The 21,519-nt window shown below is 67.0% G+C and carries 16 protein-coding genes; 5 read left to right on the forward strand and 11 right to left on the reverse strand.

Annotated elements, in window-relative coordinates; all coding sequences use genetic code 11:
* Positions 1 to 83 precede the first annotated feature (83 nt).
* On the forward strand, positions 84 to 371 hold the full coding sequence (locus tag QP552_RS15565; RefSeq protein WP_049429967.1) for a hypothetical protein: 288 nt from the start codon (positions 84 to 86) through the stop codon (positions 369 to 371).
* A gap of 86 nt (positions 372 to 457) precedes the next feature.
* On the opposite strand, the gene QP552_RS15570 is transcribed toward QP552_RS15565, so the two are convergent.
* The 6 genes from QP552_RS15570 to hflK form a co-directional block, all read right to left on the reverse strand.
* On the reverse strand, positions 458 to 2,581 hold the full coding sequence (locus QP552_RS15570) for a methyl-accepting chemotaxis protein (RefSeq protein ID WP_111111196.1): 2,124 nt from the start codon (positions 2,579 to 2,581) through the stop codon (positions 458 to 460).
* Between the two features lie 87 nt (positions 2,582 to 2,668).
* Positions 2,669 to 3,220 carry a potassium channel family protein gene (locus QP552_RS15575; protein ID WP_146146983.1) on the reverse strand — a complete coding sequence of 184 codons (552 nt, stop codon included), beginning with the start codon at positions 3,218 to 3,220 and terminating at the stop codon, positions 2,669 to 2,671.
* 158 nt (positions 3,221 to 3,378) lie between these two features.
* Complete coding sequence (locus QP552_RS15580; RefSeq protein ID WP_006463282.1) at positions 3,379 to 4,671, reverse strand: adenylosuccinate synthase; 1,293 nt, start codon at positions 4,669 to 4,671, stop codon at positions 3,379 to 3,381.
* Between the two features lie 272 nt (positions 4,672 to 4,943).
* Positions 4,944 to 5,129 carry a DUF2065 family protein gene (locus QP552_RS15585; RefSeq protein ID WP_005414170.1) on the reverse strand — a complete coding sequence of 62 codons (186 nt, stop codon included), beginning with the start codon at positions 5,127 to 5,129 and terminating at the stop codon, positions 4,944 to 4,946.
* 67 nt (positions 5,130 to 5,196) lie between these two features.
* Complete coding sequence (locus QP552_RS15590; RefSeq protein WP_010482785.1) at positions 5,197 to 6,060, reverse strand: protease modulator HflC; 864 nt, start codon at positions 6,058 to 6,060, stop codon at positions 5,197 to 5,199.
* Positions 6,057 to 7,190: an FtsH protease activity modulator HflK gene (hflK, locus tag QP552_RS15595; RefSeq protein WP_286074015.1), complete on the reverse strand. Its 1,134-nt coding sequence runs from the start codon at positions 7,188 to 7,190 to the stop codon at positions 6,057 to 6,059. Before hflK ends, QP552_RS15590 begins: the two co-directional genes overlap by 4 nt.
* A 153-nt stretch (positions 7,191 to 7,343) precedes the next feature.
* On the opposite strand from hflK, the gene QP552_RS15600 reads away from it, so the two are divergent.
* A complete protein-coding gene (locus QP552_RS15600; RefSeq protein WP_286074016.1) occupies positions 7,344 to 8,339 on the forward strand; it encodes a YhdH/YhfP family quinone oxidoreductase in 996 nt (331 codons plus the stop codon).
* 88 nt (positions 8,340 to 8,427) lie between these two features.
* Complete coding sequence (gene pilH, locus QP552_RS15605) at positions 8,428 to 8,799, forward strand: twitching motility response regulator PilH (protein ID WP_005410644.1); 372 nt, start codon at positions 8,428 to 8,430, stop codon at positions 8,797 to 8,799.
* 88 nt (positions 8,800 to 8,887) lie between these two features.
* Here pilH and QP552_RS15610 read toward each other — a convergent pair whose 3' ends face one another.
* Positions 8,888 to 9,781, reverse strand: coding sequence for a DnaJ C-terminal domain-containing protein (locus QP552_RS15610; RefSeq protein WP_111111186.1), 894 nt, complete (start codon positions 9,779 to 9,781; stop codon positions 8,888 to 8,890).
* Positions 9,782 to 10,042: 261 nt separating this feature from the next.
* Between QP552_RS15610 and QP552_RS15615 the strand changes: the two genes are divergently transcribed.
* On the forward strand, positions 10,043 to 10,525 hold the full coding sequence (locus QP552_RS15615) for a peroxiredoxin (protein ID WP_286074017.1): 483 nt from the start codon (positions 10,043 to 10,045) through the stop codon (positions 10,523 to 10,525).
* 29 nt (positions 10,526 to 10,554) lie between these two features.
* Positions 10,555 to 11,130: a ferritin-like domain-containing protein gene (locus tag QP552_RS15620; protein ID WP_286074018.1), complete on the forward strand. Its 576-nt coding sequence runs from the start codon at positions 10,555 to 10,557 to the stop codon at positions 11,128 to 11,130.
* A gap of 74 nt (positions 11,131 to 11,204) precedes the next feature.
* Here the strand turns inward: QP552_RS15620 and pbpC are convergent, their stop codons facing one another.
* The 4 genes from pbpC to prpF form a co-directional block, all read right to left on the reverse strand.
* Positions 11,205 to 13,586, reverse strand: coding sequence for a penicillin-binding protein 1C (gene pbpC, locus QP552_RS15625; RefSeq protein WP_286074019.1), 2,382 nt, complete (start codon positions 13,584 to 13,586; stop codon positions 11,205 to 11,207).
* A 49-nt stretch (positions 13,587 to 13,635) separates the two neighbouring features.
* Positions 13,636 to 18,543: an alpha-2-macroglobulin gene (locus QP552_RS15630; protein ID WP_286074020.1), complete on the reverse strand. Its 4,908-nt coding sequence runs from the start codon at positions 18,541 to 18,543 to the stop codon at positions 13,636 to 13,638.
* A 231-nt stretch (positions 18,544 to 18,774) separates the two neighbouring features.
* Positions 18,775 to 20,235: a bifunctional 2-methylcitrate dehydratase/aconitate hydratase gene (locus QP552_RS15635; RefSeq protein ID WP_286074021.1), complete on the reverse strand. Its 1,461-nt coding sequence runs from the start codon at positions 20,233 to 20,235 to the stop codon at positions 18,775 to 18,777.
* Between the two features lie 99 nt (positions 20,236 to 20,334).
* Positions 20,335 to 21,519 (reverse strand): 2-methylaconitate cis-trans isomerase PrpF, encoded by a 1,185-nt coding sequence (gene prpF, locus QP552_RS15640; RefSeq protein WP_286074022.1) that lies wholly within the window; start codon positions 21,517 to 21,519, stop codon positions 20,335 to 20,337.

The following is a 21,519-nucleotide window of genomic DNA, read 5'->3' on the forward strand; positions in this document are numbered from 1 at the left end:
TCACTCATTGGCTCGACCCAAGGAAGTGCACGGCGGCGCACGCGGCGCTACGCTGGTGGTCCCGACGGAACGGACAAGGCGGCATGCGCAAGCCACGCTGGCTCAGCTGGACCGGCATTGCCATATGCACACTCTATCTCGCGCTGACCGCCTGGCTGGTGCTCGATGCCCAGGCCAACAGCGATCCCAAGAGTGTCTACATCCTCATGCAGCTGCCGGTGATGCTGCAGACCGCAGCACTCGACGTCATCGGCATGGGTGGGTGGCTTTCCGGAAAGACCTGGACGACCGTCTACCTTCTGGTGATGCCCCCTACCCTGGCCGTGCTGTATGCCGTGGGGGCCATGCTCGGCAGTGTTCTTGAACAATGATGACGGTGTGCCCCTCTGTCTGGGCAGGCAATGGAAATACGGCCGCCCAAGGCGGCCGCATTCCTGTCACCGGGTCAGCAGCCTGCTCAGGCTGCGCGACGCGACACGGCTGAAGCCGCTGCGCCTTCCACCCTGAACACCGACACCGACGTGGTCAGTGCATGCGCCTGCTCCTCCAGCGCGCGGCTGGCCGCGGTCGCTTCTTCCACAAGTGCGGCGTTCTGCTGGGTCACCTGGTCCATCTGCACCACCACCTGATTGACCTGCTCGATACCGGCCGCCTGTTCCTTACTGGCTGCGGCGATGTCGCTCATCAGCTGGGTGGTGCGCGAGCTGGCCTGGGCCACGCGCGCGATCGCGGCTTCGGATTCAACGGTCACCGCCAGGCCACTCTTCACCTTGGCAGCGGCGTCTTCGATCAGTTCCTTGATCTCCTTGGCAGCGACACCGGCACGCTGTGCGAGCGTGCGTACTTCGCTGGCGACCACGGCAAAACCACGCCCCTGTTCGCCTGCACGCGCAGCTTCCACGGCAGCGTTCAGCGCCAGGATGTTGGTCTGGAACGCGATGCCGTCGATCACCGTGGAAATCTCCGAGATGCGCGCCGACGACTGGTCGATCTCACCCATGACCGACGCCATCTGTGCCATCGCCTGCTCGGTCTCGCGTACCGCGGCACCGGCGGCATGCGCCTCACTGTCGGCCTGTCGCGCCAGTTCGGCATTCTGGCGCACGGTGGAGGTCAGTTCCTCCATCGATGCAGCAGCTTCTTCCAGATTGGCGGCCTGCTGCTCGGTGCGGCGCGACAGGTCGTTGTTGCCGGCAGCCAGTTCCTGCGCCGCGTTGTTGATGCTGTCGGCAGCCACCTGGATGCCACGCACAATGCCGGTCAGCTGCGCGGTAGTGGTGTTGGCGTCGTCGCGCATGCGCGCGAACACACCGTCGTACTCGCCGTCCATGCGTGCGGTCAGGTCGCCGTGCGAGATTGCACGCAGAACATCGGAGACATCGGCGATGCTGGCCTGCGAACTGGCCATCATGCCGTTGAGGTGCTCGACCATCGCCTTGAACTGGTACTGGAACGCTGCGGCATCGCCACGCATGCTGAAATCACCGGCGCGTGCGGCGCGGGCCAGTTCATCGATCTGCGCGTTGATCGCCATCAGGCTCTGCTTCACCGCCGCCAGGGTGCGGGTCAGCGTGCCCTTCTCGCCCGGGTAGTCCGGCAGGTCACGGCTGAGGTCACCGATGGCGTAGCGCTGCATCACCTCGGCCATCAGCAGCTCCACCTGCACGTGCGATTCGACCAGGCTGTTGGTGGCCTGCACCATGCGGCCGAAATCACCGGGGAACGCACTGGCGTCCATGCGATAGCGGATCGCACCGGCCTCATGCTGCTCGGCCATCTGCAGCTGCGCGCCGATCGCCGCCTGCACGCTCTGCCGCACGCTGGCCATCGCCTCGCCCAGCTGGGTCAGTTCGTCACGGCCACCAAGGCGGAACTCCTGGTCCAGTTGGCCCTTGGACAGGCGCTCGGCCAGGTTCACCGCGCGGGCCAGCGGGCCGGTCAGGCTGCGGCCGATCATCACCGAGGCACCGATGCCCACCAGCAGCGCGACGCCGCCCAGCACCAGCAGCTGCAGTAGGCTGCGCTCGCCCAGGCGGATCGCCTCGGCGGCGGCGTTGCGGCTTTCCTTCTCTTCGAAGTCCACGCCATCGGACAGCGCCTTGTTCCAGCCATTGGCCGCTTCCTGCACCGGGCCCAGGGTCAGCGCCACGGCGCCGGGGTAGTCACCCTGCTCCATCAATTCGCTGGTCTGCTTGTTGAGCGGGCGCGCGACGGCACGCTTGGCCGCGATGGTTTCCGCGATGGCCTTGCCCTGGGCGTCGCTGGGCAGCGCTTGGTAGGCGGTCCAGCTGGCCTCGTAGCGCTTGACCAGATCGGCGATGCGCTGCTCGTCGTGACCGCGGTCTTCGCCCTGGCGGATCAGCATTTCGCGGCGCACCACCATCATCTGGTTGTTGGCATCGAGCATCTGCGACAACAGGCGCACCTTGGCCACGCTGACGTCGACCACCTGCTGCATCGCACGCTTCTGCACGACACTGGCGGTGGCGCCGGTGGCCACCACGGCGGCAACCAGCAGCAGCAACAGGCCAAAGCCCAGCCCAAGACGCCAGGCAACCCTGACATTCCTCAAGTAGTTCATCGGTACATCCAAAACGGGGGGATGCGCCCCTATCGGCAGCTTTGCGCCATGGCTTGATGGCAGCAATGCCATCCATCCGGGTACGGTTCAGACAGGTGATTGCCGATGTGAACCAACATCCGCGTTGGCGTTGCGTAGAAACACGAGGATGAAGAACACCGAGTGCATGGTCCCAAGAATTGATTCGACGATCACCGCCCACTTCCCAAGATCCGACTTCGGCACCATGTCACCGAATCCCAACGTCGTGAATGTCGCCGCGGAGAAGTACAGCGAGTCGATGAGACTCCCAATCGTCCAGCCTGACTGTGCGGCCGGACCAGCCCACGGGAACCTGGCGTAGTAGAAGGCAAACACACCGATGAGCATCGACGATGTCATCACATAGAGCAGGGGAGCAAAGATCCCATCCTTTTGCCGATAGCGCAGGCGGCTATTGGTGACATAGGCCATCAGCGCATAGCCCGCCAGCAGAAGCCCCAGCCCGATCAGCGCGGCGAGTTCCTGGGAACCGAATTGCATTACTTTCGCAGGTAGCATCGCCAGCATCATCAATGCGCCTGATCCAAGGATCCCTAGCCCTGCCTTGCGATCGATGCGCTTCCAATGATCGCAAACCCGTCTCATGATCCTGTTCAATCACCCCCTCCACTCTTGATGTTCATACATCCAAGATCGGCCGGGCCAGGTAACTCTTGAGATTTCAGTAGTCGCCGCCATTGAAATCGCATAACGAAAAAGCCCCGCTTTCGCGGGGCTTTTCCTGTCACCTACGCCGGGCATGGCCCGGCGCTACCTCAGGCGAACGGATCCTGCAGGACCATGGTGTGGTCGCGGTCCGGGCCGGTGGAGACGATGCTGATCGGGCAACCGGCCAGCTCTTCCAGCGAACGCAGGTAGGCACGGGCGGCCGGCGGCAGCTCGTCCCAGTTGGTGATGCCGTGGGTGTTCTCGCTCCAGCCCGGGAACTCCAGGTACACCGGGGTGCAGTCTTCCCAGCCCTGCGCGTCCAGCGGCGCGTACTCGGTACGCTTGCCGTTGTATTCGTAGGCGATGCAGACCTTCAGCTTTTCCATGCCATCCAGCACGTCCAGCTTGGTGATGCACAGGCCACTGATGCCGTTGATGGCCACGGCGCGCTTCAGCGCGACGATATCCATCCAGCCGCAGCGACGCGGACGGCCGGTCGAAGCGCCGTACTCGGCGCCGCGGTCACGGATGCCCTGGCCGACTTCGTCGTCCAGTTCGGTCGGGAACGGGCCGCCGCCGACGCGGGTGGCGTAGGCCTTGGCGATGCCCAGAACGTAGTCGATCGAATCGGCGCCAACACCGGAACCGGCCAGCGCGCCACCGACGGTGGTGTTGGAGCTGGTGACGTACGGGTAGGTGCCGTGGTCGATGTCCAGCAGCGCCCCCTGCGCGCCTTCGAACAGCACGCGCTTACCCTGCTTGCGCAGGTCGTGCAGGATGCCGGCCACGTCGGACTTCATCGGCTGCACGTACTCGCCGAAGGCCAGCGCTTCGTCGAAGGTCTTCTGGAAATCGACCGCATCGGTGTTCAGGTACTTGGTCAGCACGAAGTTGTGGTAATCCAGCGCAGTGCGCAGGAGTTCTTCCAGCTGCTTCGGGTAGTGCAGGTCGGCGATGCGGATGCCGCGACGCGCCACCTTGTCTTCGTAGGCCGGGCCGATGCCACGGCCGGTGGTGCCGATCGCCTTGCCGCCGGCAGCGCGTTCGCGCGCCTGGTCCAGGGCGATGTGGTACGGCATGATCAGCGGCGCGGCCGGCGAGATCTTCAGGCGCGAACGCACTTCCACGCCGGAGGCTTCCAGCTCGGCGATTTCCTTCTGCAGCGCGGCGGGCGAGATCACCACGCCGTTGCCGATCAGGCACAGCGCATCGTCACGCAGGATGCCCGACGGGATCAGGTGCAGGACGGTCTTCTTGCCGTTGATGACCAGGGTGTGGCCGGCATTGTGGCCGCCCTGGAAGCGCACGACGGCGCCGATTTCCTCAGTGAGCAGATCGACGATCTTGCCCTTGCCTTCATCGCCCCACTGGGCACCAAGCACTACGACAGACTGACCCATGACGGGCTCCTCATATGTTGCGGCCATCGGGGCCGCGGACGGGTAAACCGTGGCGGGGCTGGTCAGCACCTGGATGGCGGCTCCAAACGGGGAGCGCCGGCGATGGAAGGCCCAGACACGGAAAAAGCCGAACGGGGAGGCCCGTCCGGCTTTTGTGCATTATCCGGGTTTCCGGGGTCGGGTGCCACCTTTCCGACGGACGGCTTCACCCACCGGTCAGGGGCCCGAAACGGGGTCAGATCCCTTTCCTGCGGAAAGGGATCTGACCCCTGCTAATGCCTCACCCACCACAGCAGGCTCAGGCCGGCCAGCAGCACCAGCCCACCGAAGCTGCGCAGGGCCGGGCTGGGCAGGTCCAGCAGGCGCTCGGCCATGCGCTTCCAGGCGAACGGCGCGACGAACAGGAACAGGCCTTCCAGCACCGCCACCAGGCAGACGGCGGCGAACAGATCTTTCATGGGGGACTCCGGAAAAAACACGGGGCCCGGCATTCAGCCGGGCCCCGTGGGGTAATGCCCTGCGACCTCAGCGGTCGTTCTTCAGGTACTGCAGGAACGGGTCGTTCTTGTCCAGCACGATCACGCCGTTGCCGTCGGTCATGGAGCCACGGTAGGCCTCCAGGCTGCGGTAGAACGCGTAGAACGACGGGTCGGCCGAGCCGGCCTTGCCGTAGATGCGGGCGGCATCGGCATCGCCTTCACCGCGCAGGCGCTGGGCATCACGCTCGGCTTCGGCGATCAGCACGGTGCTGTCACGGTCGGCCTGGGCGCGGATGGTCAGCGACTGCTCCTCGCCCTCCGCACGCAGCTTGGCGGCTTCCTGCTTGCGCTGGGCGCGCATGCGCTCGTACACGTCGTTGATCACCTGGCTGTCGGTCGGCAGGTCCACCTGCTTGATGCGCAGGTCGATCATCTGCATGCCCAGGCCGGCAACGGCTTCATTGATCCCCTTCAGCTGCTCGGCGATCAGCTCGCTGCGGTCGCCGGACACCAGCTGCTGCAGGGTGCGCGAGTTGATCTGGTTGCGCAGCGAGTCGGTGATGATCGGTGCCAGGCGGGCATTGGCGATACGCGGATCGCCGCCGGTGGCACGGAAGTAGTCACCCACGTTGGAGATGTAACCGATGGCGAAGAAGTCGACGCTGACGTCCTTCTGCTCGGCGGTGAAGTAACGTGCCGGCGCGGTGTCGAGCACCTGGAAGCGGCGGTCGAAGACCTTCACCGTTTCCACCACCGGCACCTTGAAGTGCAGGCCCGGCTTGATGTCCGAACGCACCACCTTACCCAGGTTCAGCACCATGGCAGTCTGGTCCTCACGGACCACGTACACCGAGCCGAGCAGGCCCAGCACCACCGCCACGATCACGGCGATCCAGATTGGACTCTTCATCGGCTGCCCTCCTCACGGCCGCTCGGTCGCCCGGTCGGGCGGCCCACCGGCCGGCCCGGATCACGGGACTGTTCCACCGCCGTACCCGGCAGCGACGGCATCACCACCTCCGGGTTGGTCACCCCGGGCGGGGCAGAGGTGGTGGGACGGGTATCGCCGGTCATCGGCACGTAGATCAGCTGGCGGCCATCGCCGCCGATCACCTTGCGGTTCTCGCTCAGCACCTGCTGCACGGTCTCCAGCCACAGGCGCTTGCGGGTCACTTCCGGGGCGTCCTTGTACTGGGCCTGCAACAGGCTGAAGCGCTGCGCGTCACCTTCGGCCTTGGACACCACGGCCTGCTTGTAGCCTTCGGCGGTGGTACGGGCACGCGAGGCCTGGCCTCGGGCTTCCGGCACGACCTTGGCGGCGTAGGCCTGGGCTTCGTTGATCAGGCGTTCCTTGACCTGCTGGGCGCCGTTGACCTCGTCGAAGGCCGGCTTCACTTCTTCCGGCGGACGGGCGTCCTGCAGGGTCAGGCCGGTCACGGTCAGGCCGGTCTTGAACGCCTTCAGCAGCGCCTGCAGGCGCTCCTCGGCGGCCACGGCCAGTGGGCCACGGTTGTTCAGCACCGAATTGAGGTCGGCACGGCCGACTTCCTCGCGCACCGCGCTCTGCGCGGACTGCTCCAGCACCTGGTCGGCGTTGAAGGTACCGAACAGGTAGGTCTGCGGGTCGTCGATGCGGTACTGGACGTTCAGCGAGACGTTGACGATGTTCTCGTCACGGGTCAGCACCGGCACCTGGATCGAGAAGGTCTTGATCTCGGTGGCGTTGACCTTGGTGACAGACTCAATCGGCCACGGCAGCTTGAAGTTCGGGCCGGGCTGCAGGATGCGCGAGAACTGGCCGAAGCGCAGCACCACGCCACGCTGCTGTTCGCCGATCAGCTGGAAGCTGGAGAACAGCACCAGCAGCACCACGGCCGCCACCACCCAACGCACGATGCCGCCGTCGAACAGGTCCTTCAGTGGCCCGGGCAATCCGCCCCAGCCACCACCATTGCCACCGCCGCGTGACCCGAACGGCCCGCGTCGATTGTCCTCGGGGCCTTGTCCGCCCTTGTTGCCGCCGGGTGTATTCCAGGCCATGCACGCTCCATCAAGATTTGGGCTGCGGCGCGGGCCCTTCCCGCACCGCCAGCCGTGAAACCATCACCGATCATACAAGATGGGGCGGATCGGCAGGATCGAAAGGGGGGCAACGGGGTAAGGTGGCGTTTTCCTCGAAGTCAGGCAACGCCGATGGCCCCCACCACCCCGTTCACCGCCTTCCGCATCGAAAACGACGACGCCGGCTACCGCAGCGGCCTGGCCCAGCTGGGTGTCGACGACCTCAACCCCGGCCAGGTGCTGATCCGCGCCCACTGGTCCTCGGTCAACTACAAGGACGCGCTGGCCGGCACCGGCAAGGGGAAGATCCTGCGTCGCTTCCCGCTGGTCGGCGGCATCGACGTGGCCGGTACCGTGGTCGCCAGCTCCGACCCGGACTGGCGTGAAGGCGATGCGGTGCTGGCCACCGGCTGCGGCCTCAGCGAGACCCGTGATGGCGGTTACAGCCAGTACGTGCGGCTGGAATCGCGCGCGGTGATCGCCCAGCCGGCCGGGCTGACCCCGCGCGAGGCGATGGTGCTGGGCACCGCCGGCTTCACCGCGGCGCTGGCCCTGCTGCGCATGCAGGACAACCGGCAGACCCCGGAACTCGGCCCGCTGGCAGTCACCGGTGCCAGCGGCGGCGTCGGTGCGCTGGCGCTGTCGATCTTCAGCCGTGCCGGCTACAGCGTGCACGCGGTCAGCGGCAAGCCGGACCAGGCCGATTTCCTGCGCAGCATCGGCGCCACCGAGGTACTGCCTCGCGACGCGCTGGCCGATACCGGCCCGCTGCAGTCGGCGCGCTTCGGCGGTGGCCTCGACAATGCCGGAGGCGACATGCTGGCCAGCCTGCTGGCGCAGACCGTGCCCTACGGCAGCGTGGTCAGTGCCGGCCTGGCCGCCAGCCCGGCGCTGGACATGACCGTGATGCCGTTCATCCTGCGGGGTGTCTCGCTGCTGGGGGTGTCCTCCGCCAATGCGCCGCGCGGGCTGCGCGAAGAGGTGTGGTCGCGACTGGGCAGTGACTGGAAGCCGCAGCACCTGGAGCGCATCTGCACTGCCGAAGTCGGCCTGGATGGCCTGCCCGCCGTGTTCGAGCGGATGCTGGCCGGCGGCTCGCTGGGCCGCACCGTGGTGCGGATCGACTGAACGTCGCAGGCAGGCGACGGACGGCAGGCGCTCCCCTCCCGCCGGTAATGTGCCCGCACTACACTGCGGGCATTACATGGGGAACAACATGGCACGCATTCTGATCGTCGACGACTCACCGTCGCAGCTGTTGGGGATACAGCGCATCGTCGAGAAGCTCGGGCACCAGATCCTGACCGCCACCGATGGCGCCGCCGGGGTCGAAACCGCCAAGGCCGAGCTGCCCGACCTCGTCCTGATGGACGTGGTGATGCCCAACCTCAACGGCTTCCAGGCCACCCGCACCCTCGCCCGCGACGAGGCAACCCGCCACATCCCGGTGATCCTGGTGACCACCAAGGACCAGGACACCGACCGCATGTGGGGCATGCGCCAGGGCGCCAAGGCCTACATCACCAAGCCGTTCTCGGAAGACGAACTGTCCGAGGTGCTGGAACGGGTGTTCGCCGGGCAGGGCTGAAACATTCCGGTGGGTGCCAACCTTGGTTGGCACGCCTTGAACGGCCAAAAGGCGTGCGGACCAAGGTCCGCACCCACCAGAATCCACCTCAGATCGTTTCGCCGAACGCCTTGGCCAGGTTCCGGTACGCCTTCTTCTGCGCCTCATCGGTCGCGGCCGGGGCCACGATCTCGATCTCGACGATCTGGTCGCCTTCCGGATTGCCCGGCAGGCCACGGCCACGCAGGCGCAGCTTGCGCCCGGCATCGGAATCGGCCGGAATCTTCAGCTCCACCGCACCGCCCAGGGTCGGCACGCTGATGCTGGTGCCCAATGCGGCCTGCCACGGGGTGACCGGCAGCGTATAGAGGATGTTGCGGCCATCGACCTCGAACTGCGGGTGCGCGGCGTACTCCACTTCCAGCAGCAGGTTGCCGCCATGATTGCCCTGCCCGGCCAGCCGTATCACCTGGCCCGGACGGATGCCCTTGGGCACGCGCACGTCCAGCTGCTTGCCGTTGACGGTGATGCGCAGGCTGTCACCGTTGTAGGCCGCCTCCAGCGGTACCGACAGCTTGGCGCGGGTATCGCGATTGGGCGCATGGCCCTGGCTGCTGAAGCCCGGCCCGGGACCAGCGCCGCCACCGCCACGCTGGCGCGCGAACAGGCTTTCGAAGAAGTCGCTGAAGCCGCCGTTGGGGCCGCCGCCGCCGAACACTTCCTCGAAATTGAAGCCCCCGGCGCCGCCGTAGTTCGGCGGCACGTTGAACTCCTCGCCCGGGCGATAGCCCTGCGCGCGCAGCTGGTCGTAGGCCGCGCGCTTCTCCGGGTCACGCAGCGCCTCGTAGGCCTCGTTGACCGCCTTGAACTTGTCTTCAGCCCCGGCCTCCTTGCTGACGTCCGGGTGGTACTTGCGTGCCAGCCGGCGGTAGGCGGTCTTGATCTCCGCCTCGCCCGCGCTCGGTTCCACCCCCAGGGTGGCGTAGTAATCCTTGAATTCCATCCAGCTACCTCGATTCGCTTCGGCCGCGCCGGTGGCGCCGCCCCGGGTTCATTCTACGCGCCGGCGATGCTACGCCGCCCCTCGTGCGGCCCCGGTGAGGCCGACTGATCCTGCGCAATGCGGCTGCCATCCCCGTGCGCCACGCTGTGGCTGGAAGCCCCTGCCACAAAGCCTGAAGATGGGGCCTGCACACCGGGTTTCCAATGTCTTGACGCCCCTGTCCCATCCGGCCCACTAGCCTGCCCCAGCAAGGAGTTCCCCATGACCATCCACGTTGGCGACCGTATTCCCGAAGTGACCCTCAAGCGCATCCGCGAGGGCATCGAAACGCTCGATACGCATTCGCTGTTCGACGCGCGCAAGGTGGTCCTGTTCGCCGTGCCCGGTGCGTTCACCCCGACCTGTTCGGCCCGTCACCTGCCCGGCTACGTCGAAAAGTTCGAGGCCTTCCGCCAGCGCGGTATCGACGTCTACTGCGTGGCGGTCAACGATCCGTTCGTGATGAAAGCCTGGGCCGCCGACCAGCATGTGCCCGACGGCCTGCTGATGCTGTCCGACGGCAATGCAGAACTGACCCGCGCGCTCGGCCTGGAGCTCGACGCCAGCGCCTCGGGCATGGGCGTCCGCTCGCGCCGCTTCGCACTGTACGTGGTCGATGGCGTGGTGCGCGCGGCGTGGGTCGAACAGCCCGGCCAGTTCGAAGTGTCTTCGGCCGAGTACGTGCTGGAGCACCTGCCCACCTGATTCTCCACCGCAAGAGGAAACGGCCAGCCATGTCCAGCAAGCCAGCCAAAGCCAGCAAGCCCGCCGCGAGGATTCCCGGCATCAGCGACCGCAAGACCCTGCGTGATCGCGCCCGGCGCAACATCGAGGACGGCGCGATCACCGACAGCTACAGCGCCGACCGCAAGGTGGTGATCAAGCTGCTCAACGACGCGCTGGCCACCGAGTACGTCTGCGTGCTGCGCTACTACCGGCACTATTTCATGGCCAAGGGCATGCTGGCCGATGCGGTGAAAGCCGAGTTTCTCGAGCATGCACAGCAGGAACAGGCGCACGCCGGCAAGCTGGCCGAGCGCATCGTCCAGCTCGGCGGAGAGCCGGACTTCAACCCGGACACGCTGACCGCGCGCTCGCACGCCGAGTACAAGGAAGGCAGCGACCTGCGCGACATGGTGCGCGAAAACCTGGTGGCCGAGCGCATCGCCATCGACAGCTACCGCGAGATGATCAACGTCATCGGCGACCGCGACACCACTACCAAGCGCATCCTTGAGGAAATCCTGGCGCAGGAAGAGGAACACGCCGACGAGTTCGCCGATCTTCTGGATGGGTGGATCGGGGAATAGCTTCACCGGTAGCGCCGGGCCATGCCCGGCGTATGCAATGTGATCCGAACGGTTCCGCCGGGCATGGCCCGGCGCTACCGCAGCACGTTGAACCGCACCTGCGTCCATGCGCCATCAGCGGCCAGTGCGGTCAGGGTATGTGCGCCCGGATCGGCAAACTCGCGCTGCATCAGCTGCGCCCCACGGGTCTGCGCGATCCAACGGCCGTCCAGCAACCAGTCCACCGTCTGCTCGCTGCCCAGCGCGCGCAGCTGCAGGCGCACGCCATGCTCCGCATTGGGCGCGCGCGCCAGTGCGGCGCCGTCGTTGAGCCCGTCGATGTGCAGCGCGACGCTGGCCTCACGGCCATCATCACGGCAGTCCGGCGACAGCGCCGGCAGCTGCGAGGCCTCGCGCGTGGCCTTGGACAGCCACGGCGACAGCAACGCTGGCCAGCGCGCGATCTCGCGCGCGACTTCTTCGTGTGGCAAGCGGCAATCAGCCGACACGCGCAGCCCGGTACGCGCGTCGGCAAGGTAGCGCTGCCGACCCGGCTGCCAGCGCCGCGCCTCGCGCTCGGGGAAGGTCGGTGGTGCAGCCCCCTCCAGCAGATAGGCCGGCATCCGCCGCTGGCACAACGCAGCAGTCAGGCCTTCGGCACGCTCGCCGGTCGGCCAGCAGACGTCTTCCTGGCTGACGCTGGCCGGCATTGGCGCAGCGGCCGAGTCACCGCGCTGGCGTGGCAGGCTGTCCACCACTTCGAACATCAACGGCAACGCGGTGACCGCACCGTACTGCCCCGGCAGCGGTGTGCCGTCGGGCCGGCCCACCCACACGCCCACGGTGTAATGGCGGGTACTACCGATCGCCCACGCATCGCGGTAGCCATAGCTGGTGCCGGTCTTCCACGCAACACGCGGGCGGCCACCGACATCGAAGGTGCCGATGCTGTATCCCGGTCGCGGATTCGACTCCAGCATCTCGCGCACGATCCAGCTGGCACCCGGCGACGCGAGGCGCCGCTCGATCATCGGCTCGTCATCGGTGTAGCGCACGCGTCCGGCAATGCCGTTGCGGTTGAGTGCGGCGAATGCGCCGACCAGGTCTTCCAGGCGCGCACCGGTGCCCCCCAGGATCAGCGACAGGTTGGGCGTACTGCCCGGCGGGAACCGCAGCTGGATGCCGGCGTGCGACAGCCGCGCGGCGAAGCGCGCCGCACCGACCCGCTGCAGCAGGTCCACCGAGGGCACGTTGAGTGACAGCCGCAATGCGCTGGAGGCGCCAACAGGTCCATTGAAGGCCATATCGAAATTGCCCGGGCGATAGCTGCCGAAACTCTGCGGCGCATCGACCAGCAGGCTTTCCGAATGGATCAGGCCATCATCCAGCGCCATTGCGTAGAGGAACGGCTTGAGCGTGGAGCCCGGCGAACGCCAGGCCTGCACCATGTCCACGTGGCCAAGCCGCTGGCGGTCGCCAAAGGACAACGTACCTACGTAGGCACGCGCCTGCAGGGTCTGGTTGTCGACCACCAGCAGCGCGGCCGAGGTGCGTTCAGGCAGCGTCGAGAAATAGCTGGCCACGCGCTCTTCCAGGGTGCGCTGCAGGCCGATGTCGATGCTGCTCTGGATGCGTGCCTGGCCCGGATGCGCCGAGTGCAGGCGCTGCGCCAGCAACGCAGCATGCAGCGGCGGCCGCAGCGAGCGCGCCACCACGTTCTCGATGCGCGCGTCTTCCACCTCTTCCGGTGTCCATGCACCCAGTTCGGCCATGCGTGACAGCACCTTGTCGCGCGCCTTCTGTGCCGCTTCCGGATGGCGGTCCGGGCGCAGCCGGCTCGGCGCCTGCGGCAGCACCGCCAGCAGCGCGGCCTCGGCATGCGACAGCTGTGCCGCCGGCTTGCCCAGATAGGCCCAGCTGGCGGCTTCCACGCCTTCAATGGTGCCGCCGTACGGCGCGCGCTCCAGGTACAGGGCCAGGATCTGCCGCTTGCTCAGGTGCACTTCCAGCTGCACCGCACGCAGCATCTGCTTGAGCTTGCCCCAGGGGGTGCGCGTGTGCGGATCAAGGATGCGGGCGACCTGCATGGTCAGGGTCGAGCCACCGGAAACAATACGGCCGCCGCGCAGCAGTTGGCCGCTGGCACGCAGGATCGCCAGCGGATTGATGCCCGGGTGCCTCCAGAACCAGCGGTCCTCGTAGGTCAGCAGCGCCTGCAGGTACAGCGGTGAGACGCTGTCGATCGAGGCCGGATAGCGCCACACGCCCTCGGCATCGGCGAACGCACGCAGCGGTGTGCCGTCCGCCGATACCACCAGGGTGCTGGTATCGCGCTGCTTCGGCAGTGGCGGCGGGAAGGCGGCGTCCAGCACCAGCAGCAGCGTCAGCGTCGCTGCGGTGCCCCAGCGCAGCCACGGCCACAGCGGCCGCAGCCGGCGGCGCAGGGCCGCCAGCCGGGCCTTCATTGCGTCCTTCATTGCGTAGTGCCCGCAGGACGGGCCGCGCCGTCGCGGCCCATCCGTGGGATCACGGCTGCACCACCGTGATCGTGGTCGGGTTGCTGCGGCCAACGCCACGCAGCTGCGGCCGGTACATGTCCTCCACCAGCGGCGGCGGCACCGAGTAGGTACCCGGAGTCACCGCACGCACCAGGTAGAACACGTTGGCCTTGCTGCCACGCGAGAGCTTCAGCGCGGCCACGTAGCGGTCGTCGCGGAACTCTTCGTGCTTGGTATCGGCCGCTTCACCGCGATCACTGATGGTGATGCCATCGACCACCACGTCGGCCCACTGCTTGGCGTCGCCCAGGTTGAAGTTCTCGATCTCCAGGCCGGCCGGCAACAGGTCGGTCAGCAGTGCATCCGGCATGGTGGTATCGGCGGTGACAGTGACGCGCACGATCAGGGCTTCACCTTCCTTCAGCGGGCGCGGCGACCACGGCTTGCCATCGGTACCGTAGTAGCTGCGCTCGACGCCCAGCACGCTGTTGTCCGGCGCCGGTGCGCTGCGCGGGATGCCGGCCACGTCGATGCTGGCGAACATCGGCGGCTGGCCCTGCGGGGTGAAGCGCACGCCGCTGGCAAGTTCGCTGGCACTGAAGTTGCGGCCGAACAGCTTGCGTTCGCCGATCGCTTCGGTCGTGCCACCGATCACCAGTTCGCCCGCCACCAGTGCCTTCTGGTTGGCGGCGAGTGCCTTGCCGAGGCGGGCAATGGCTACCTGTTCCTGCGTGCTCAACCACATCCAGCCGGCACTGCGGCGCGCATCGAGGCCACGGCCCAGATCGACGGCACGTGCGTCCCAGGCCGGCTTGGCCAGCTTGTTCTCGTGCGTCAGCGCGATCATCAGTGCGTCGTCGCGGATCGCGCTGCCGTAGTCGCCGAAGTACGACGGACGTTCGCTGCTTGACTTGGCGAAGGCCGCCGCCAGCGCCGCCTGGCCACGCTTGGCATCGCCCTGCAGCGACAGCGCCACGCCCAGGTGGACCAGCGACAGGCCGCCGACTGCCTTGCTGCGCTCGTTGTCGTACAGCGCGCGCAGGGTACCCAGCGGTGCGCGGTTGACCCGGGCCAGCACATAGCCCGAATACGCCTTGTTGGAGAACGTCAGCTTCTCGCGGTCATCCTGGCCGTAGAACTGGTTGCCACCGGACAGCAGGTCCTCGCTGAGGCGGTTGAGTGCCTTCTGCAGCACGTTGTCGGGCACCGCGAAGCCGGCGTCCTTGGCATCGAGCAGGAACTCGGTGACATACGGCGTCAGCCACGGGTTCACGTAGCCATCGTCACCCCACATCGAGAAGTTGCCATTGGCCACCTGCATGGATGCCAGGCGACCGAACGCACCTTCCATGCGTTCACGGCGGGCCTTGGCGTCCAGGCCATCGGCGCCGAGCATCGACGACGTCGCCTGGTCCAGGATCAGCGCGGCGTAGCCCTTGCTGGTGGTCTGCTCGGCACAACCGTAGGGGTAGTTCAGCGCGCCCTGCAGTGCGCTGGCGAACGGAATCGGCGGCAGCGGGCTGACCAGCAACCGTGCGTTCACCGACTCGGACATCAGGCCCTCGGTCAGGCTGTTGTCGAGGCTGACCGCAGCCAGCGGATCCAGCGTGCGCACCTGCGAACGCAGCACCTGCGGCCATGCCGCACGCACCGGCAGGTCGTAGCGGCGGTCGGCCTTGAAGCCGTTGCCGTCCACGCGCACCCGCACCTTGGCCACGCTGTGGCCTTCGCGCGCGGACAACGGGAAGCTCAGCGTGGTCTTGGCATCGGCATTCAACTGCACGCTGCGGCTACCCTCGCCCAGGTTCAGCGGGCCCTCGGTTTCCACCCGCACATTGAACGCACCCGGCTTGCCGGTGAAGTTCTGCACGTCCAGGGTGACGGTGCTGCGGTCGCCCGGGGCGAGCACGCGCGGCATGCTGGCTTCGGCCAGGATCGGCGCGCGCACCACGGTTTCCACGTCACGCTTGCCGTACTGGTCATCGCTGTAGACCAGCGCCGATACCCGCAGCGTGCCGTTGAAGTCCGGCACCTTCAGGCGGATGCGGGCGATGCCCTTGGCGTCGAGCTGCACCGGTCCGGAGAACAGGTCCACGGTCTGCACGCGTGCGGTCGGGCGCTTGGCCTGCGGAAGTGCCTGCAGCGCCATGTCGCCACCGAACTTGAGCTTGCCGGCACCGCCGTCGAAGCTCTCGATCACCCGGCTGTAGATGTCGTAGGCATCGATGCCGAGGCGACGCTGGGCGAAGAAGTGCGCGCCGGCATCGGGCACCGGGAAGCGGGTGATGTTGAGGATGCCCACGTCCACCGCCGAGACGGTGACGTGCGCGGTCTTGCCGGCCAGCTGCGGTGCGCTGACCGTCACCGGCAGGTCCTGCTCCGGCCGCATCTGCTTGGGCGCGGCCAGGCCGACCGCCACGGTGCGGCCCTTGCGGTCCATCGGCACATGCACCACGCCCACGGCACGGGCCGGGGTGATCTTGCTCGGCGCACTGCCACCACGGAACACCAGCGCAGTGATATAGACGTCGTGGCGTTCCCAGTCGGCGGTGACCGGAATCTTGAAGGTCGAACCCGGCTTGGCGTCGATGTCCTGCACGTACAGCATGCGGTCGGTCTCGACCATCAGGATGCCCTTGCCGGCGTGCGGCGGGGTCACCGTCACCTCGAGCGTGTCGCCTGCCTTGTAGCCGGTCTTGTCCAGGCCCAGCTTGATCTTGTCAGGGCGCGCGTCCAGGCCACGATTGTCATCACCCCAGCTCCAACCGGCACGGAACGGGTAACGGCTGGTCAGGCCGGTGGACGGATCGAACACGTCCACCCGGTACTCGCCCCACTCCACCGGGAAATCAAAGGCGACCGCGCTGCTGCCGGCATCGACGGTGCGCGTTTCCTTGTTCTCGAAGCGGCGGGTGAAATCGTAGTCCCAGCGGTTGTCGTTGAAGGTCCAGTGGTAATCGCGCAGTTCGCGCACCAGGGTGATCTTCAGGCCCTTGGCCGGCTGCGGCGTACCGGCAGCATCCACGCGCATCAATTCGAAGCGCGCGTTGCCGTTGGAATCGGCGCCGTCCTCAGGGTTGAACAGCGGACGCACGCCCACCAGCGCATTGGCCGGCCACATCACCCGCTTCAGGGTGCGGGTGACCGTGCGGCCACCGGTCTCGTACAGGCTGCCGGACAGCACCACGGCGATCGGCGCCTTGGCCTTGGCCGCCTCTTCCGGCAGGGCCACGTCCTCGCGCAGCTGGCCGTTGGCCGGCAGCGTGGTATCGATCACGTCCTTGGCTTCGCGCGGCAGCTGCAGGGTCGGGTCGCCGAAGAAGTAGCCCGGCAGGCCTTCCACCGGCCGCTGCTCGGCGGCCACCGCCATCCGCGCGGTGAAGCGGTTGCCATTGGCCGGCGCACCGTACAGATAGGCGCCATTGGCCTGCAGGCGCAGTTCCTCGCCCGGCTTCAGCGTCTTCTGCGCACTGTCCAGGTCCAGCTTCATGCGCTCGGGCAGGAACTCCTCGATACGCAGGGTCATGCCCTGGATCGCTTCCTTGCTGGCCGGGTCGGTACGGAACTCGACCTGCCAGCGCCCGGTCGGCGCCTCGGCGGGGATGACCTGCTCGAAATTGATGTAGCCCTGCTCGCCCGGCTGCAGGCGGGTCTCGCGGAAGGTCTTGCCGTCGGGCTGTTTCAGGCGCAGGAACACCGGCTGTGCCTTGACCGGCTTGCCATCGTTGTCGCGCAGCAGCGCGGACAGGCGCACGGTCTCGCCCGGCCGGTACAGGTCGCGCCCGGACCAGGCGTAGACGTCGAACCAGGCATTGTCACGGCCGGCCACGGCGAATTCGCTCAGGTCCAGCGCCGGCTGGTTGAACGGCAGGAAGCTGGTGTCCTTGCCACTGCTGGCGACCAGCACGTGGGTGGCATCCAGCGTGTAGTTCAGCAGCGCATTGCCGTTGCCGTCGGTGCTGCCCTTCAGCACCACCTCGCCCTTGGCATCGAGCACGCGCAGGTCGATGCCCTTCAGCGGCGCACCGTCCTTCAGGCCGGCGGTGTGCACGAACAGCTTGTCCTTGTAGGCACGGGTATGCAGGCCGATGTCACTGACCGAGAAGAACGCGGTATCGAACTCGCCCTCGTAGTCACCGGTGCGCTTGAGCAGGGCGAAGTACAGGCCCGGCTCCTGCAGCTCCTTGATGTCCTGGGTCGGCAGGTAGGTCAGCACCCGCTCGTTCTTCTTGCCGCCAAGGATGAAGCGGTTGACGTAGACCGGCTCGGCCAGCTTGTTGATCGGGCTGCGCTCGTAGTCGCTGCTCAGTTCCCAGCTGCCGCGGCGGCCGCCGCGCTGATACTGGCTGAAGAAGGTTGGCAGGTCCTTCTCGCGCACGCGCAGGAACTCGACGTCGACCTCGGGCACGTTCACCGACACCACCGGCAGGCCACGGCTGTCCTTGGCCGGCAGCACGCTGCCCTGCGAAGCGAAACCGACCACCGGCTTCAGCTCGCCGCTGAACACCTTCTGCTTCAGTTCCTTGCCCAGCCTGCTGCCATCAGCGGCCAGCAGGTCTGGCGAGACCACCAGGCTGAATTCCTTGCCCGCCTCGACGAACGGGTAGCGCAGGGTCAGGCCGTCATCGGACAGCGTCCAGCTGCTGTCGTCGGTGCCGACCTTCTCCTCGAAGCGCACCAGCTTGTCGAAGTCCTGGGTGCCGACCAGCGGGCGCGAGAACTCCAGTGCCAGCGACAGGCCGTCATTCTTCTGGTCCGGGTAGGCACGCAGCAGGGTGAACTCCTTCACCTGCTCGGCCTTGGTGGTGATGGCTTCACCGCTGGCCTTGGGCAGCTGCCCGCTGTCGTTGCGGCAGCCGGCCAGGCCCAGCAACAGGCCTCCTGCCAGTACCGCCGCCGCCCATCCCCACCGCTTCCGCCGTGCCGGACCGCTCATGTCGTCACTCCTTGATCGAGGTGGCCATTATAGGCAGGCCGCGTCAAGGTGTTGACGCGGATTCGGCAGGAATGCATCGGAACGGTAGCGCCGGGCCACGCCCGGCGGTCCCCGGTAGCCGCCAACCTTGGTTGGCGTTGGGCCCGTGCCAACCAAGGTTGGCACCTACCAAAGCCGATCGAGCCACGTGCCCGGCAAGCAGGTGCGGTGTCAGACCCACCAAGGGGCGCCCTACCCCGGCAGGTACAGGTCCACGTAGTCGGTCACCGGCATCGCTGCCAGCGCCACCGGGTCCAGCGATGCGGCCAGGATGCGCTGCTGCTGGGCGGTCGGGAAGCGGTGGGCCAGGTGCCGGCGGAACTTGTCCATCAGCAGGGGGATACCTTCCTCGCGGCGTCGGGCGTGGCCGAGCGGATACTCCACCAGCACCTCCGGCAGTTCCATGCCATCGCTGAAGCGCACGCTCAGGCCGTTGGCGATGCTGCGCTTGTCCGGGTCCAGGTAATCGGCGCTGAGCTGCGGATCCTCATGGCAGGCCATCTTCGCCCTCAGGGCATCGATGCGCGGATCGGCGGCGACGTCGTCCTCGTAGTCCTCGGCCACCAGCCGCCCATGCAGCAGCGCGATGGCGACCATGTACTGCACGCAGTGGTCACGGTCGGCCGGATTATGCAGCGGCCCCTGCTTGTCGATGATGCGGATGCAGGCTTCCTGGGTACGGATGGCGATGTGCGCGATGTCCTCGACCCGCCGCCCCATCGCGCGCAGTTGCTGGTGCAGTGCAATCGCCGCCTCCACGGCAGTCTGGCCATGGAATTCGGCCGGGTAACTGATCTTGAACAGCACGTTCTCCATCACATAGCTGCCCAGCGGCCGCCCCAGCGTCAACGCCTGGCCGTGCATGGATACAGCCTCGAAACCCCATGTCGGTGCACTCAATACGCTGGGATAGCCCATCTCGCCGCTGGCCGCCATCAGCGCCAGGCGCACGCCGCGGCTGGTCGCATCACCGGCCGCCCAACTCTTGCGCGAGCCGGTGTTGGGCGCGTGCCGGTAGGTGCGCAGTGCCTGGCCGTCGACCCAGGCCAGTGACAGCGCATTGAGCATGCGCTCGCGGTCCAGGCCAAGCAGCTGCGCGACCACCGCGGTGGTGGCGACCTTGACCAGCACTACATGGTCCAGCCCGACCCGATTGAAGGAATTCTGCAGGGCCAGCACGCCCTGGATCTCGTGCGCTTTGATCATCGCCAGCAACACATCGTGCACGGTCGGCGGCGGCCGGCGCAGGGCCTGCGCGTTGCGCCCCAGCCAATCGCAGACGGCCAGGATTCCGCCCAGGTTGTCCGACGGATGCCCCCACTCGGCGGCCAGCCAGGTGTCGTTGAAATCCAGCCAGCGCACCATTGCGCCGAGGTTGAAGGCGGCCTGCACCGGGTCCAGCACGTAGTGCGTGCCCGGCACGCGCGCGCCGTTGACCACGCTGATGCCCGGCACCAGCGGACCAAGCAGCTTGCTGCAGGCCGGGAAGGACAGCGCCTCCAGCCCGCAACCGAGCGTGTCGAGCAGGCAATGGTGTGCGGTCTGGAACGCCAGCGGTGAGTCGATGCGGGCGTCGCGTACGTAATCGACGATGTCCACCAGCAGCGCATCCCACACTGCACGCTCGTTGGATGGGGTGTGGCTGCTGGACATCATGTGTTCTCCGGTAGCGCCGGGCCACGCCCGGCGGTTCATCGGCAGGGCCCGCTGCGCTCGCCGGGCGTGGCCCGGCGCTACCGCAATGAACCTGCCTTACAACGTATCGGCCGGCACCCGCACCTTGCCTTCCATCAGCACGCGGGCGCTGCGGCTCATGATGGCCTTGGTCACCGTCCACTGGCCGTCAACGAGGCCGGCCTGCGCGCCCACGCGCAGCGTGCCGGAGGGATGGCCGAAGGTCACCGCTTCACGTTCGCCACCACCGGCCGCACGATTGACCAGCGTGCCCGGAATCGCCGCTGCGGTACCGATCGCCACGGCGGCGGTCCCCATCATCGCGTGGTGCAGCTTGCCCATCGACAGCGCACGCGCATGCAGGTCGATCGCCGAGGCCGGAATGGCCTTGCCGCTGGACGACACGTAGTCCTGTGCCGGTGCCACGAAGGCGACCTTCGGTGTGTGCTGGCGGGTTACCGCGTCTTCCAGCGTGTTGATCAGGCCCATGCGCAGCGCGCCGTAGGCACGAATGGTCTCGAACTTCTGCAGTGCCGCCTTGTCTTCGTTGATCGCCGGCTGCAGCTCGGTGCCGGTGTAGCCGAGGTCGGCGGCGTTGAGGAAGATGGTCGGAATGCCGGCGGTGATCATCGTCACCTCGAAGCTGCCCACGCCCGGAACGTCCAGCGTGTCCACCAGATTGCCGGTCGGGAACATCGCGCCCGCATCGCCGTCATCGGATGGGTCGATGAATTCCAGTGGGATCTCGGCCGCCGGGAAGGTCACGCCGTCCAGCTCGAAATCGCCGATCTCCTGCACTTCGCCATCGCGCATCGGCACGTGGGCGATGATGGTCTTGCCGATGTTGGCCTGCCAGATGCGCACGGTGCACAGGCCATCGCGCGGCACGCGGGCGGGATCGATCAGGCCGTTGGCAATCGCGAACGGGCCGACCGCGGTGCTGAGATTGCCGCAGTTGCCGCTCCAGTCGACGAAGGCGGTATCGATCGAGACCTGGCCGTACAGGTAGTCCACATCGTGGTCCGGCACCGAAGAAGTGGAGATGATCACGCACTTGCTGGTGCTGGAGGTGGCACCGCCCATGCCATCGGTCTGCTTGCCGTACGGATCGGGCGAACCGATCACGCGCATCAACAGCGCATCGCGTGCGGTACCTGGCACCTGCGCGGCTTCGGGCAGGTCCTGCAGGCGGAAGAACACGCCCTTGCTGGTGCCGCCGCGCATGTAGGTGGCGGGAATACGGAGTTGCGGGAGGAAGGTCAT

The sequence above is a fragment of the Stenotrophomonas sp. 59 genome (genome assembly GCF_030291095.1).
Classification (GTDB): Bacteria; Pseudomonadota; Gammaproteobacteria; order Xanthomonadales; family Xanthomonadaceae; genus Stenotrophomonas; species Stenotrophomonas maltophilia_Q.

What these genes read in the sequence shown, in the direction of transcription:
- QP552_RS15565 (WP_049429967.1), top strand. Translation starts at nt 84, where the DNA reads ATGCGCAAGCCACGCTGGCTCAGCTGGACCGGCATTGCCATATGCACA.
- QP552_RS15570 (WP_111111196.1), bottom strand. Translation starts at nt 2,581, where the DNA reads ATGAACTACTTGAGGAATGTCAGGGTTGCCTGGCGTCTTGGGCTGGGC.
- QP552_RS15580 (WP_006463282.1), bottom strand. Translation starts at nt 4,671, where the DNA reads ATGGGTCAGTCTGTCGTAGTGCTTGGTGCCCAGTGGGGCGATGAAGGC.
- QP552_RS15585 (WP_005414170.1), bottom strand. Translation starts at nt 5,129, where the DNA reads ATGAAAGATCTGTTCGCCGCCGTCTGCCTGGTGGCGGTGCTGGAAGGC.
- QP552_RS15590 (WP_010482785.1), bottom strand. Translation starts at nt 6,060, where the DNA reads ATGAAGAGTCCAATCTGGATCGCCGTGATCGTGGCGGTGGTGCTGGGC.
- hflK (WP_286074015.1), bottom strand. Translation starts at nt 7,190, where the DNA reads ATGGCCTGGAATACACCCGGCGGCAACAAGGGCGGACAAGGCCCCGAG.
- QP552_RS15600 (WP_286074016.1), top strand. Translation starts at nt 7,344, where the DNA reads ATGGCCCCCACCACCCCGTTCACCGCCTTCCGCATCGAAAACGACGAC.
- pilH (WP_005410644.1), top strand. Translation starts at nt 8,428, where the DNA reads ATGGCACGCATTCTGATCGTCGACGACTCACCGTCGCAGCTGTTGGGG.
- QP552_RS15610 (WP_111111186.1), bottom strand. Translation starts at nt 9,781, where the DNA reads ATGGAATTCAAGGATTACTACGCCACCCTGGGGGTGGAACCGAGCGCG.
- QP552_RS15615 (WP_286074017.1), top strand. Translation starts at nt 10,043, where the DNA reads ATGACCATCCACGTTGGCGACCGTATTCCCGAAGTGACCCTCAAGCGC.
- QP552_RS15620 (WP_286074018.1), top strand. Translation starts at nt 10,555, where the DNA reads ATGTCCAGCAAGCCAGCCAAAGCCAGCAAGCCCGCCGCGAGGATTCCC.
- pbpC (WP_286074019.1), bottom strand. Translation starts at nt 13,586, where the DNA reads ATGAAGGACGCAATGAAGGCCCGGCTGGCGGCCCTGCGCCGCCGGCTG.
- QP552_RS15630 (WP_286074020.1), bottom strand. Translation starts at nt 18,543, where the DNA reads ATGAGCGGTCCGGCACGGCGGAAGCGGTGGGGATGGGCGGCGGCGGTA.
- QP552_RS15635 (WP_286074021.1), bottom strand. Translation starts at nt 20,235, where the DNA reads ATGTCCAGCAGCCACACCCCATCCAACGAGCGTGCAGTGTGGGATGCG.
- prpF (WP_286074022.1), bottom strand. Translation starts at nt 21,519, where the DNA reads ATGACCTTCCTCCCGCAACTCCGTATTCCCGCCACCTACATGCGCGGC.